Consider the following 12875-nt stretch of genomic DNA (forward strand, 5'->3'; position numbering starts at 1 on the left):
GTCCGTAACCCGCTCTCCGCGTGTGTCCCGCGGACCGTGGGGACGGTGCGCCCTGCCAGGCCAGCAGTCAGACATCCGACACCGCAGGAGTACACCCATGCCTCTCGACGTCCACGCCGCCATGCGGGCACTGATGCGGGCCGAAGCGGCCCGGTGCCCCGCCAACGCCACCCCGCCGCCTCCGCCCGCGATCGACCCGGAGGACCCGATGATCCCGGCGCACCCGAGGATTGATCCGCCCGGTCCCGCCGAGTCCGCGCGGCCGACCACCGGTGCCATGGCGGTCCCGGCGAACGCGCCGCGGCGGCGCCCGCCGAGGCCGCGCCGCCTCGGTGCGCTGCCGCGCGCCCTCCAGCGGGTCTGGTCGTTCCCCCTGGTCCGGAGCGGACCGGCCGGGGACCGGTGACACCACCCGTTGAGCACGTGGACGGGTTCGGGCAGACGGGTTCGGGCAGATCGACTCCTGAAGCCCGGTCCGTGAAGCCCGGTCCGTACGGACCGGACGCGCACCGGTGACTCCCCGCGCCGACCGAGCCGGGGCCGGTGACCGGACCGCGTGTCACACCGTCACGGCATCGGTGCGGTCCTTCACCCGCCGGTCCCTGACGGCCCGTTCGACAGGAGTCTCTCGCGCTGCGCCACGGCCCAGGCGTAGCCGGGATCCAGCGCCACGGCGCGCTCCAGGTCCGCCAGCGCCTCCGCGCGCCTGCCCAGGACCTCGAGGGACATCGCCCGGCTGCCCAGAGCCCACGCGTACCCGGCATCGAGCGCGAGCGCACGGCTGTACTGCGCCACCGCCTCCTCATGACGGCCCGCGAGCCGGTAGACATCACCCCGCTCGCCCACCGTGCCCGCCATGCCCGGCGCCAGCTCCTCCGCCCGGTCCAGATCCTCCAGCGCGCCCGTCACATCCCCCAGGGCGCCGCGGACATGGGCCCGCCGGACCAGGGCCCAGACATAGTCCCCGCGCAGCCCGATGGCCCGGTCGAGATCGGCCAGGGCCTCCCGCGCCCTGCCGAGCGCCGCCTTCGTCTGCCCACGGCTGGCCAGGGCCACAGGGTCCGCCGGATCGGCCTCGACCACCCGGTCCAGCCACTCCAGCGCCTCGTCGTACCGGCGCGCCCTGCGACAGGTCTCACCGCGCTCGCGCGGGATCCAGGTCGAGCCGGGCTCCAGGGCGTCCGCGCGGTCCAGCGCGGCCAACGCCCCGTCGACGTCCCCGGCCGCCCGATGCACCACCGCGCTGCCGAAGTGCGCCCGTACGCAGCCGGGGTCGAGGTCCAGCGCCCGCCGGAAGTCGGTCAGCGCGTCGTGGTACTCCTCGACCGAGCGGCGGTGCCAGCCGCGGACGACCAGCGCCTCGACGCGCCCGGCGCGATCCAGCTCCGCCCGGTCCAGCAGCAGGCCCATCACCTCGATCCCGCGCCGCCGTCCATCCTCCAGCGCCATGAGCGCGTTCCGCCCCCAGGTGCGCAGTGTGTCGTCGTCGCAGTCCTCACCCGCCTCCAGAAGCGTCCGCGCCCAGGGGCGGGCGGCCTCCGGGCCCGTGTCGCACGCGTCGATGCCGTCCCGCAGCACACCGGGCAGCGCCGCGGTGGGCCGGGCGCACAGCAGGTGGTAGGACTCCTCGAGACGCAGCGCCCGCCAGCGCTCGCGCCGCCACGGCGCGGCGGCGGACGCCTGTTCCTCAGCCGAGGGCCCCTGCTCGTCAGCGTCGGTCTCCCGCCACCGGGCGAAGGACTCCGCGAGCCGGGTGTGGGCCGCGCGCCACCGCTGGGGCGAGGTGGTCCGCCGGAGCCTCAGCATGGGAGCGCGGACCACGTCGTGGTAGCGGGCGAGCCCGGCGCGCTCGCTCACGAACGGCAGTGCGCGCAGCCAGCCGAACAGCTCCGCCGCCTCCTCGTCCACGGCCGCCCGGAACACGTCCTCGTTCAGCCGGCGCGGCAGCGCGCCCGCCAGGGCGGCGGACCGGCGCACCGGATCCCGCTCCCACTTCAGGAACCGCTCGACGGCCGTGCCGCTGGGGTCGTCCACACCGCCCGGCCCTTCCGCGTTCTCGGCGAGGGTGGACACCAGCACCGGCAACCGGCCCGACAGCCGCAGCACATCGCGCACCACCGGCTCGTCGGTGATCCCCTTGGCGGCGAGCAACTGCCGTGCCTCGGCGTCGGTGAACGGTTCCAGCGGCAGTTCCTTGACAACATCGCTGAGATCGCCCCAGCAGCCGGGGTCGAGCCGGGTCTGCCCGGCGAGCACGATCACCGTGTTCGCGGGCAGGGTGCCGTACCGCTCGCTGGTGAGCAGCGCGCGCAGCCAGGAATCGAGCAGCGGACCGGTGCGCTCGTAGGTGTCGAAGCACAGCACGGCCCACGGCGCCGCGGCCGCCGCCTCCGACAACTCCCGGACCAGCAGCGGGGTCAGGGCCTGGACGGGATCCAGCACCAGCTGGACGTCCTTGTGGTCGCGGAAGCGGGAGCTGAGGGCGGCCCGCACCCGGTCGGTGCCCTGGGCGAGCGGCACCGGATCGACCGCGCCCGCCAGCGCTCCGACGCCGGGCACCAGGCCCGCCACCGCCAGCCCGGCCCGCGTGGCGGCCAGGCTGCCGGTGGTGGGTGCCGCGGGCTCGCCGTCCACCGGTATCGCCTCCGCCTCATGACGGCGCTGCCGATAGAGGGCCAGCTTCCGGTCCAGCGCGGTGAACGCGTGGCCCTGCCGGGCGAACGCGGCGCTGAGCGCGGCCATCGCCTCGACCACGCCGTCGGCCGACTCGTCGACACAGGCGGTGAGGGCGCCGTGTTCCTGACGGGCGGTCTGCTCCAGCTGACGCAGCAGCCAGGACTTGCCCACGCCCGCGTTCCCGTGGATGTGGAAGACGAAGCGATGGCGCTCGTCCTCCGGTGGCACACCGAAGTTGGCGCGGAAGGCGTCCAGTTCACCCCGGCGCCCCACGAATCCGGCGCGTCTGCGCCGCTGGATCAGCTCCTGCATCGACGGCCGTGCCCGCCCCATCGGCCCCTCCTCCCCGTTGCTCCCCAGTCTGCCAGCCGGGTCGGACAACGGGGCCGTCCCACCCTCCCGTTGGCCGTCCCGTTCTCAGGCTGGCCAGGGCGGGCGGTGTTCCGGCGGGCCCCCGTCGGCCGGGGCGGGTCAGGGGACACCGGCGAGGCGCAACAGCGCGGTGGTGGCGGCAGCCGCGGCCACGACGACCATGAACGGAGCCTTCCGCCAGGCGAGGACGGCCCCCGCCAGCACGCCCGCCGGACGGGCCCAGCCCGCGAAACCGTGCCCCTGGGTCAGGGCGGCGGTGGCCAGCAGCGCGACGAGCAGCACCGCGGCCCCGATGGAGAGCAGTCGCCGCACCTCGGCGGACGGCTGGAACCGGCCGTGGAGCAGGGGACCGGCCAGCCGGAAGCCGTAGGTCCCCACGGCCAGCAGCAGGAGTGCGGCCAGGATCATGATGTCCTCCCGGCGGTGAGCAGCCCGGCGAGGGCGAGCAGCACCGGCAGCCCCGGGGGCAGGAACGGGGTGGCGGCCAGCGCCAGGGCGGCTCCGGCGAGCGCGGCGCGGCGGGTACGGGTGTCCCGCAGCGCGGGGAGGGTGAGGGCGAGCAGCACCGCCGGATAGGCGGCGTCCAGTCCCAGCGTGTCGGTGTCGCCGAGGGCGTTCCCGGCGAGGGACCCGGCCAGCACACCGACGTTCCAGGTGGCGAAGAGGGCGAGGCCGGAGAGCCAGAAGGCGGTCCGGCGGCGGGCCGGATCGGGCTGGGCGAGGGCGAAGGCCGCCGTCTCGTCCGTGATCAGATGCGCACCGACCAGCCGGGCGGCCCGGCCGGACCCCAGCGAGTCGGTGAGCGCCAGGCTGAAGGGCACGGTGCGGGTGTTGAGCAGCAGCCCGGTGGCCGCGGCGGCGAGCGGACTGCCGCCCGTCAGCAGAATGCCGACCGCGCTGAACTGGGCGGCGCCCGCGAAGACCACGAGCGACATGGCCACGGGCAGCCACGCGGGCATGCCTCCGGCGACCGCGATGGCGCCGAAGGAGATGCCGATGACGCCGTCGGCCAGACAGACCAGGGCCACATCGTGCAGCAGACGAGGATCGTTTGTTCGGAAGGGCGAACGCATGTTTTCTACAATGGACACGTGGGAAGATGTTCGTCAAGGCGAACGATCGTATTCTGGAGCGAACGATGACTGATGGTGCCGCCTCCCCCCGTCTGCCGCTGGACCGGATCGCCGCGTCGCTGCGCCGTGAGCGCACCCGGACCGGGATCTCCCTTTCCGAGCTGGCCAAGCGCGCCGGGATCGCGAAGTCCACGCTGTCCCAGCTCGAGTCGGGGACCGGCAACCCCAGTGTGGAGACGCTGTGGGCGCTGAGCGTGGCGCTCGATGTGCCGTTCAGCGCCCTGGTCGACCCGCCCCGCCCCGCGGTGCAGCTGATCCGCGCGGGCGAGGGCCCCTCCGTGCCCTCGGAACGGGCCGACTACAGCGCCACCCTGCTGTCCTCGAGCCCACCGGGCGCCCGGCGGGATGTGTACTTCCTGCGGGTTGAGCCCGGCCCCGCGCGGGAGTCGGACCCCCATATGCCGGGCACCGTCGAGCATCTGATCGTCGGGACCGGGCGGGTGCTGGCCGGGCCGGACGACGAACCCGTCGACCTCGGGCCCGGGGACTATCTGTCGTACCCCGGCGATGTGCCGCACATCTGCCAGGCGCTGGAGCCGGGCACCACCTGCGTCATGATCATGCAGCACCCGTGACCCCGCGGCCGGGGCCGTGGCGGTGGCGAGGTGGTGCCGCGGTGGTGCCCTGGCGGTGCGCTCAGCCGGGGAACTCGTCCTCGATCAGCTCCAGATCGGGCGGTACCAGGGTCGTCGACTCCACCAGTTCCCTGAGCAGGTGGTGCAGCAGGGTGTGGTCGCTCGGGCCGGCGGACTCCCGGTCCCGCACCACCGGACAGGGGAAGTCGTCGCCGCCCTTGGACAGCCGGTGGCGCACGGCCTCGACCTTGTGCTCGATCCGGCGCTTGGACCACTTCTCCGCCGGGCGCAGACAGGCGAGTTCGGCGGCCGCCTCCCGGTACGACAGCGGCCGCGGGTCCGCCTCGTAGAGCAGATAGCGCTGGGCCAGGACCACCAGGACCAGCCGCTCGTCCTCCTCGAGATGCCATCGCCTGGGCGGCAGGGTGACGGCGGCGTGCCGGGCCACCAGCCCTTCGTCACCGTGGTCGGTCACATACAGCTCGACCAGGTGCTCCCGGGGACCCGAGCCCTTCAAGAACAGCGGGGTGTACCCGGTGGCGAGCGGGAACGGCTCGGTGCTGGTGTGCATCAGCTGGCCGCGGGGCAGCCGCAGCAGCTGCTGCCCGGTGTTCCGTAACCACCACTGGTGGTCGCGGTAGGTGAGTTCGCCGTGCCGTCGGCTGACCCGGAGGTCGTCCTCGCCGACGCGCAGATCGACCTCCGGCTCACCGCCGCGCCCGAACCGGATGGTCGCGCCCGGCCGCGGCGCCACCGGTGACCGAACGCGCGTGCAGGGTGCCCGGCCGGGAGGGGGTGACACCGTAGGCGAGACTCCGGGGGTGGTTCATCCTGGCTCTCCTTGGCGGTCGGATCAGGCCGAGCGCAGTGCGGCGGCCGAGCGGGCGAGCTTTCTGGCCATGGTGCACAGCGTGTCCGCGGAGGAGTCCCCGGCCACCACCCGATGCAGCGTCTCGACCGCCTTCTGGCCGTCCTGGTCCGCGTACGAGCGGTACACCACCCGGGCCGGACAGGTCCCCTCGCCGTCCCCCGGTTCGACGAACGCGTGGCAGCCGCTGAACAGCGCCGGGGTGCCGTCCTCCGCGTCCAGCGGCTGGCCGCGGTCGAACCGCAGGTCCACCGAGAGGTCCCGGGTGCTGCTGGACCAGTCGCAGTCCCCTCCCGCGTAGCCGACCTCCGGGTCGTCCGCGTTGATCCCGGGGACGACCTCCAGGGCGGCGGGGTCCAGCAGTTCGCAGGCGTGCTTCCGGACCAGGGAGGTGGCGGGCAGCTCCGGTGAACGGCGGGTGATCACGCCCCGGTTGAGGGCGTTCACCGCCGTGCCGGTGGCCGTGTCGGCGATGTCGCACAGCCGTGCCCGGCCCGACTCGACCTGCTTCGCGGTCACTCTGACGAAGGCGTCGTCCTCTCCGGAGATCACCAGGCTCCGTTCGCATGCCTCGCCATCGGCCTGGTCCTTGACGATCCCGACCTTCCCCACGGTCTTCGCGGGTCCCGAAAGCTCCGGCGGCGGCCCGTGGTCGAAATCCACGTTCAGGTCCACGACGCCGTTGCCGTCCGAGGTCACCAGCACATCACAGCGGTCGAAGTCGCCGTAGTCCCGGTCGAGTTCGGTGTCGCCGAAACGGCGCAGCGCCGAGGCGTCGGCCAGGGCGCACGGATCGGCCGTAGGGGGGTCGCCGAACACCGACGCCCTGTCCTTCGCCGAAACGTCCTTCGACGACGAGGGCCCCGGTGCGGAGTGATCCTCGTCCGCCCGACCACCCCGGGTGAACGGGCTGAACGGGGTGAAGGGCAGGACGGCGACGAGGACCACCGTGGCTGCCCCGGCCCCGATCAGCCGGGGGTGGCGCCGGACGAGACGGGCCGGCCGGCCGCGGTGCCACCGCCCCTCCCGCGGTCCGTCGTGGCCGTCCCGGCCTCCGCGTCCGTCGGCCTGGCCGGTGGCCGGGAGGGTCGTGACGGCGCGGAGATCGGCCGGGTTCGGCAGGGTGTCGGTGGCACCGGCGGCCTCCTCCAGCAGGGCCCGGACCTCGGCCGTGCCGGGCCGGTGTGCCGGGTCGGTGCGCAGCATCGCGGGCAGCACCGCGCCCAACGGGCCGAGATCACCGTCCAGTTCGGGGGTTTCGGCACCGTCGTCCGCGGGCTCCCGCATCACCACGGTGCCGTCGGCCCCGGTCCGAGGGGCCCTTCCGCGCCGTCCGGGCGGGCTTCCGGTGACCAGCGCGTACACCGTGGCGCCGAGGGAGAACACATCGGACGCCGCTTCGGGCTCGCCCCGGACGACCTCGGGCGCGGCATGGGCGGGGGTGTAGCCGATGGCGGCGCTGGGGGTGATGGACTGCCGGTTGCCGAGCCGGAAGGCGGTGCCGAAGTTGGTCAGCTTCGCGGAGCCGCTCTCGGTGACCACGACGTTCCCCGGCTTGATGTCGCAGTGCACGATGCCCTCGCGGTGCAGGGCCGCGAGGGCGTCCGCGAGCTGCGCGCCGACACACGCGGCGAGCTCCGGTGGCACCGGCGGCCACGTGTCCAGGCTGCCGCCGCGTACGTACTCCGGTACCGGCCACGAGGTGGCGCTGTTGCGCCTGCCCACGCGCACCGCGTCGTACAGGGTGACGACATGCGGATGGCTGAACCGCGCCAGCGCCCGGGCCTCGGCGCGTAACCGGTCGAAGGCGAGGGCGCCGCCCTCGTCCAGTGCGGTGCGCTTCAGTACCACCCGGCGGCCCAGCTCCTTGTCGTACGCGGGCCACACCTCGACCATTCCGCCGCGCATGGGCTGTTTCTCGAGCCGGTACCGCCCACCGACTTCCTCCCCTGAGCGCACCGTGACTCCCCTCGCCCATGGCCGGATTTCCGCTGCGGACAGCGCGCGGATCGAACCTACTGGGTGAGGGAAGCGGGGGTCCGGTGCTTACGCACGGTACGACGTGGATTCACACTCTGTTTACATCGTCACCATGTGTGCGGAGATCATGAGCAGAGCGCGAGGGAGGAGAGTTGTGATCCATCATGCCCACGACAGTGTCAGCCCATGCCCGGCAGATACGCGATCGCTCCCGGGCGGCGGGCGGCCAGCCGCAGGGTGCGGATCGTGGAGCGCACCACCTGTTCCTTGACACGGGCCGCCGGGCCGCCGCGCAGCACCACATCGCGCGGGGAGTCATCGGCGCGGACGGCCTGGACCAGACCGTCGTGGCGGCCGAGGCTCACACACTGCACCAGATAGCGGAAACGCAGCGGCCGCGGCCGCTCCCCCCGCGCCTCGGCGAGGATGGCGGAGGCGGCGTAGGAACCGGTCGGCAGGGCGGTGGCGCAGGCCATGCGCAGGGGTCCGGCGGCCGGTGCGCGCACGGCGGCCGCGTCCCCGGCCGCGTAGATCTCCGGATACGAGACGGAGCGCAGCGTCGAGTCGACCCGGATGCGCCCGGCGGGGTCGAGCGCCAGTCCGGCCGCCGCGGCGAGTTCCGTGTTCGCCGTCATCGCGGCGGCCCAGACCACGGTGTCGGAGTCGAGGTCCTCGGGGCGCGCCACCGTGCGGCCCTCCTCGATCCGGACGCCGAGGCCGGTCAGCGCCGCCCGTGCGTGTGCCCGGCCCTTCGGTGACAGCCCGGTGCCGATCTCGCCTCCGGTGACCAGCCGGACGCGCCAGTCGCGATGTGTTTCGGCGATCTCGGCGGCCAGTTCGAGGCCGGTGAGCCCGCCGCCGACCACCGACAGTTCGCCGGGGCCGTCGAGCAGGCGCTTGTGCAACTCGGCGGCGGTCTCGGGGGTGAAGGCACGCTCGCCGGGGTCGGAGGTGCGGCTGCCGAGCGCGTACACCAACCGGTCGTACGGCAGTTCGCGGCCGTCGTCCAGGGCGATCCGGCGGGCGGTGGGGTCGATCCGCGTGGCGCGGGCGGCAGCATGGGTGACGCCCGTGCCACGCAACAGCGCGTTCAGCGGATGTGCCACCTCGGGGCGCCCGGCGGCCCGTTCGTGCAGTCGGACCCGTTCGGTGAAGTGGGCGGCCGGGTCCACGAGGGTGACATGGGTGTGCGGGGCGAGGCGCAGGGCCGCCAACAGCCCGGCGTAGCCCGCGCCCAGCACCACGATCCGCCGGTTCTCGTGCATCTCCCGCTTCTCCCGCTTCTCCTGTTTCTCCTGTTTCGCCATGCCGAACGACCTCCTTCAGGGGGGGGCTGGTGTCACGAGGGGGACGACAGGGCGGTCCGCAGTGTGACGGTGACACCCGTCACAGGTTCCGCAGATCCAGGTGGCGCAGCTTGTCGGGGTTGACGACGGCGTCGATCTCGGTGATCCGCCCGTCGTGCACGGTGAACGCGAACACCACGCCGCTGTTGTGCTCCGCGTCCACGATGACCAGACCGGGGGCGCCGTTGACGTCCACCTGGTGCACGGACATTCTCGCCGGGTCGAAGCCACGGGTGAGACGCTGGGCGAAGCGGGCCACCTTCTCGTTGCCGAGGACCGGGATCCGGGCCGCGGCCACCTTGCCGCCACCGTCCGAACGCCAGACGACCTCGGGGTCGAGGATCTCCAGCAGCGCGTCCATGTCGCCCCCCATGACCGCGCGCAGGAACGCGTCCACCGCACGCCGGTGTTCATCGCGGTCCACCGAGCGGCGCGGTGCCTCGGCCCGCACCCGCCGCCTGGCGCGGGAGGCCAACTGCCGTACGGATTCCGGGCTGCGGCCCACCACCTCGGCGATCTCGGGGAACGGCACCGAGAACACATCGTGCAGGATGAAGGCGGTCCGCTCGGCCGGGGTGAGCCGCTCCAGCACCGTCATCAGGGCGATACCCACCGATTCGTCGAGCGTCACCCGGTCCTCGGGGCCGCCGCCCGCGACCACCGGCTCCGGCAGCCAGGGGCCGACATACGCCTCACGGCGGGCGCGGGCGGAGCCGAGCAGGTCGTAGCAGATCCGGCTGACCACGGTCGTCAGATAAGCGCGAGGGTCCTCGGCCTCGCCGTCGGGCAGCGCCTGCCACCGCAGCCAGGTCTCCTGCACCGCGTCGTCGGCGTCGGCCACCGAACCGGTGATGCGGTAGGCCACCGCCCACAGCCGGTCGCGCTGCTGTTCGAACTCCGTCAGTTCCGCCATGGTCCCGATCCTCGTTTCGTGGGCCTGGGCTCGAGGGCCCCGGGAGGGGAGACGAAACGGCGGGCGGAAGTGTGACATCGGTGCCTCGCGGGCGCCTCACGCCGCTGTGGAGTCCGCCGGGTCCGTGGCAACGCTGCACGGCGGCGGGCTGCGCCGGGGTGGCCCTGCTGGCCTGCCGCGCCACCGACGCCGCACCGCTCGCCCTGGTCCGCGCGGCCCGCGCGGCGACCCCCGGCCGCCTTGCCGTCGCGGGCGGCATCGACAGCCCCGCCCGGATACGGGACCTGGCGGCGTCCGGAGCGGACGCGTTCACGGTCGGCTCGGCGGCCATGGCCGGGGCCTTCGCCCCGCACCTGGGCACACTGCGCGGGCAGCTCGGCGCCATCACGGCGGCCGCGGCGCCCCCGGACAGCGGGTCATAGCAGGCGATCAGCCGTAAAGTAGTGATATGGGCAGCGGCAACGATGGCCCTGACGACTTCGGGCCAGACCCACTGGGCGATTTCCTCGCACGCTTCCTCGGGACCGGGCCGGCCGGGCAGCGGTCCGACTCCCGGCATGTCGACTTCGGCCGTCTGATGAGCGAGACGGCGCGGAACCTCGTCTCCTCCGCCGCGTCGTACGCCGCCGAGCACGGCAGCACCGACCTGGACACCGAGCATCTGCTGCGGGCGGCTCTCATCGCCGAACCCACCCGCACGATGGTCTCCCGCGCCGGGGCCGACCCCGACCGGCTCGCCGAGCAGATCGACCGGGAAGCGGGGGAGGGGCCGCCGCGCAACTCGGTCGCCGTCACCCCCGCCGTCAAGCGGGCGCTGCTCGACGCCCATGAGATAGCCCGCTCCCGGGGCTCCTCGTACATCGGCCCCGAGCACGTGCTGATCGCGCTGGCCGCCAACCGGGACTCCACGGCGGGCCAGATCCTGAACGCCGCCCGCTTCGAACCCCGGCCCGGCTCGCAGGGCGGTCTCGCGGCAGGACCCGGCCCGGTGGACCAGCGGCCCATCCTGGACCGCCGGGCGAACACCCCCACCCTCGACCGGTTCGGCCGCGATCTGACCGAGCTGGCCCGCGAGGGCCGGATCGACCCGGTGATCGGCCGCGACGAGGAGATCGAGCAGAGCATCGAGGTGCTCGCCCGCCGGGGCAAGAACAACCCCGTGCTCATCGGCGAGGCCGGGGTCGGCAAGACCGCCGTCGTCGAGGGGCTGGCCCAGCGGATCGCCGACGCCGATGTGCCGGACATCCTGCTCGGCCGCCGGGTCATCCAGCTCGACTTCGCGGGCATCGTGGCGGGCACCCGCTTCCGCGGCGACTTCGAACAGCGCCTCACCGGCATCATCGACGAGATCCGCGCCAACTCCGACGAGTTGATCATCTTCATCGACGAGCTGCACACCGTCGTCGGTGCCGGGGGAGGCTCCGAGGGCGGCTCGATGGACGCCAGCAACCTCCTCAAGCCCGCGCTCGCCCGCGGGGAACTCCATGTGATGGGTGCGAGCACCCTCCAGGAGTACCGCCAGTACATCGAGAAGGACGCCGCGCTCGCCCGCCGCTTCCAGCCCATCATGGTCCCCGAGCCCACCACCTCGTCCGCGGTGGCCATCCTGCACGGGCTGCGCGACCGCTACGAGGCCCACCACCAGGTCCGCTACACCGACGAGGCACTGCTCGCGGCCGTCGAACTCGCCGACCGCTATCTCACCGAACGCTTTCTGCCCGACAAGGCCATCGACCTCATGGACCAGGCCGGGGCCCGGGTCCGGCTGCGCTCCAGCGCCCGGGGCACCGATCTGCGCGCCCTGGAGCGCGAGGTCGAGCAGCTCACCCGGGACAAGGACCAGGCCGTGGCCTCCGAGCAGTACGAACGCGCCACCGCGCTGCGCGACCGGATCGCCGAGCTGGGCGCCCGGATCACCGAAGGGTCCGGCACCCAGTTCCACGGCACCCGGGTCGCCGAGGTCACCGTCGAGGACGTCGCCGACATCGTCTCCCGGCAGACCGGGATCCCCGTCAGCAGCCTCACCCAGGAGGAGCGGGACCGGCTGCTGGGCCTCGAGGAACACCTCCACCAGCGGGTCATCGGCCAGGAGGAGGCCGTCTCCGCCGTGGCCGACGCCGTACTGCGCTCCCGCGCCGGTCTCGCCGACCCCGACCGCCCCAGCGGCAGCTTCCTCTTCCTCGGCCCGACGGGCGTCGGCAAGACCGAACTCGCCCGCGCCCTGGCCGAGGCACTGTTCGGCAGCGAGGACCGGATGATCCGCCTCGATATGAGCGAGTACCAGGAAAAGCACACCGTCAGCCGACTCATCGGCGCCCCGCCCGGCTACGTGGGCCACGAGGAGGCCGGGCAGCTGACCGAGGCGGTACGCCGACTCCCCTACTCCCTGGTGCTCATGGACGAGGTGGAGAAAGCCCACCCGGACGTGTTCAACATCCTGCTCCAGGTCCTCGACGACGGCAGGCTCACCGACGCCCAGGGCCGCACCGTCGACTTCAAGAACACCGTCATCGTGATGACCAGCAACCTCGGCTCCGAGGCCATCACCGGCCGCGGCGCCGTCCTCGGCTTCGGCGGCGGGGACGAGGAGGCCGACGAGGAGGCCCGCAAGGAGCGTGTGCTGCGGCCCCTGCGCGAACACTTCCGCCCGGAGTTCCTGAACCGCATCGACGAGACCGTCATCTTCCGCCGGCTCGCCGACGAGCAGCTGCGCCAGATCACCGATGTGCTGCTGGAGGAGACCCGCCGCCGGCTGCGCGCCCAGGACGTGCCCGTCGACTTCACCCCGGCCGCCGTCGACTGGCTCGCCCGGCGCGGACACCAGCCGGAGTACGGCGCCCGGCCCCTGCGCCGCACGATCCAGCGTGAGGTCGACAACCCGCTCTCGCGGATGCTGCTCGGCGGCACCCTGCGCCCGCACAGCCGGGTCGAGGTGGACGTGGAGGACGGAAGGCTGGCGTTCCACACGCGGGGCGGTTGAGGCCCATCGCGCGGCGACCGTGCCGGTACCCA

At 73.4% G+C, this 12875-nt stretch carries 11 protein-coding genes; 4 read left to right on the forward strand and 7 right to left on the reverse strand.

Features of this window, described 5'->3' with window-relative positions; genetic code table 11:
- The first annotated feature begins 97 nt into the window (after positions 1–97).
- Positions 98–406 carry a hypothetical protein gene (locus HUT19_RS37835; RefSeq protein WP_176185316.1) on the forward strand — a complete coding sequence of 103 codons (309 nt, stop codon included), beginning with the start codon at positions 98–100 and terminating at the stop codon, positions 404–406.
- 182 nt (positions 407–588) lie between these two features.
- On the opposite strand, the gene HUT19_RS37840 is transcribed toward HUT19_RS37835, so the two are convergent.
- The 3 genes from HUT19_RS37840 to HUT19_RS37850 form a co-directional block, all read right to left on the reverse strand.
- Positions 589–3009: a tetratricopeptide repeat protein gene (locus tag HUT19_RS37840; protein WP_254886004.1), complete on the reverse strand. Its 2421-nt coding sequence runs from the start codon at positions 3007–3009 to the stop codon at positions 589–591.
- Between the two features lie 138 nt (positions 3010–3147).
- Positions 3148–3456, reverse strand: coding sequence for an AzlD domain-containing protein (locus tag HUT19_RS37845; protein ID WP_176185318.1), 309 nt, complete (start codon positions 3454–3456; stop codon positions 3148–3150).
- Positions 3453–4121, reverse strand: coding sequence for an AzlC family ABC transporter permease (locus tag HUT19_RS37850; RefSeq protein WP_176185320.1), 669 nt, complete (start codon positions 4119–4121; stop codon positions 3453–3455). Before HUT19_RS37850 ends, HUT19_RS37845 begins: the two co-directional genes overlap by 4 nt.
- A gap of 65 nt (positions 4122–4186) precedes the next feature.
- On the opposite strand from HUT19_RS37850, the gene HUT19_RS37855 reads away from it, so the two are divergent.
- Entirely contained in the window at positions 4187–4756 is a 570-nt protein-coding gene (locus tag HUT19_RS37855) for a helix-turn-helix domain-containing protein (protein ID WP_176185322.1), read from the forward strand.
- 61 nt (positions 4757–4817) lie between these two features.
- On the opposite strand, the gene HUT19_RS37860 is transcribed toward HUT19_RS37855, so the two are convergent.
- The 4 genes from HUT19_RS37860 to sigJ form a co-directional block, all read right to left on the reverse strand.
- Positions 4818–5510 carry an FHA domain-containing protein gene (locus HUT19_RS37860; RefSeq protein WP_254886006.1) on the reverse strand — a complete coding sequence of 231 codons (693 nt, stop codon included), beginning with the start codon at positions 5508–5510 and terminating at the stop codon, positions 4818–4820.
- Between the two features lie 99 nt (positions 5511–5609).
- Complete coding sequence (locus tag HUT19_RS37865) at positions 5610–7532, reverse strand: serine/threonine-protein kinase (RefSeq protein ID WP_176185324.1); 1923 nt, start codon at positions 7530–7532, stop codon at positions 5610–5612.
- 251 nt (positions 7533–7783) lie between these two features.
- Positions 7784–8911 carry an NAD(P)/FAD-dependent oxidoreductase gene (locus HUT19_RS37870; protein WP_254886007.1) on the reverse strand — a complete coding sequence of 376 codons (1128 nt, stop codon included), beginning with the start codon at positions 8909–8911 and terminating at the stop codon, positions 7784–7786.
- A 79-nt stretch (positions 8912–8990) separates the two neighbouring features.
- Positions 8991–9863 (reverse strand): RNA polymerase sigma factor SigJ, encoded by an 873-nt coding sequence (gene sigJ, locus HUT19_RS37875; RefSeq protein WP_176185326.1) that lies wholly within the window; start codon positions 9861–9863, stop codon positions 8991–8993.
- A gap of 80 nt (positions 9864–9943) precedes the next feature.
- Here sigJ and HUT19_RS37880 point away from each other — a divergent pair, with 80 nt between their 5' ends.
- Both HUT19_RS37880 and HUT19_RS37885 read left to right on the forward strand, forming a co-directional pair.
- Positions 9944–10285: a hypothetical protein gene (locus HUT19_RS37880; RefSeq protein WP_176185328.1), complete on the forward strand. Its 342-nt coding sequence runs from the start codon at positions 9944–9946 to the stop codon at positions 10283–10285.
- A gap of 26 nt (positions 10286–10311) precedes the next feature.
- Complete coding sequence (locus tag HUT19_RS37885; protein ID WP_176185330.1) at positions 10312–12843, forward strand: ATP-dependent Clp protease ATP-binding subunit; 2532 nt, start codon at positions 10312–10314, stop codon at positions 12841–12843.
- The last annotated feature ends 32 nt before the right edge of the window (positions 12844–12875 follow it).

Origin of the sequence: Streptomyces sp. NA02950 (assembly GCF_013364155.1) — a bacterium.
Classification (GTDB): Bacteria; Actinomycetota; Actinomycetes; order Streptomycetales; family Streptomycetaceae; genus Streptomyces.

Excerpts from the sequence above, each read along its gene's own strand:
- HUT19_RS37845 (WP_176185318.1), bottom strand. The coding sequence starts at position 3,456 with ATGATCCTGGCCGCACTCCTGCTGCTGGCCGTGGGGACCTACGGCTTC.
- HUT19_RS37835 (WP_176185316.1), top strand. The coding sequence starts at position 98 with ATGCCTCTCGACGTCCACGCCGCCATGCGGGCACTGATGCGGGCCGAA.
- HUT19_RS37885 (WP_176185330.1), top strand. The coding sequence starts at position 10,312 with ATGGGCAGCGGCAACGATGGCCCTGACGACTTCGGGCCAGACCCACTG.
- HUT19_RS37855 (WP_176185322.1), top strand. The coding sequence starts at position 4,187 with ATGACTGATGGTGCCGCCTCCCCCCGTCTGCCGCTGGACCGGATCGCC.
- HUT19_RS37840 (WP_254886004.1), bottom strand. The coding sequence starts at position 3,009 with ATGGGGCGGGCACGGCCGTCGATGCAGGAGCTGATCCAGCGGCGCAGA.
- HUT19_RS37870 (WP_254886007.1), bottom strand. The coding sequence starts at position 8,911 with ATGGCGAAACAGGAGAAACAGGAGAAGCGGGAGAAGCGGGAGATGCAC.
- HUT19_RS37850 (WP_176185320.1), bottom strand. The coding sequence starts at position 4,121 with ATGCGTTCGCCCTTCCGAACAAACGATCCTCGTCTGCTGCACGATGTG.
- HUT19_RS37865 (WP_176185324.1), bottom strand. The coding sequence starts at position 7,532 with ATGCGCGGCGGAATGGTCGAGGTGTGGCCCGCGTACGACAAGGAGCTG.
- sigJ (WP_176185326.1), bottom strand. The coding sequence starts at position 9,863 with ATGGCGGAACTGACGGAGTTCGAACAGCAGCGCGACCGGCTGTGGGCG.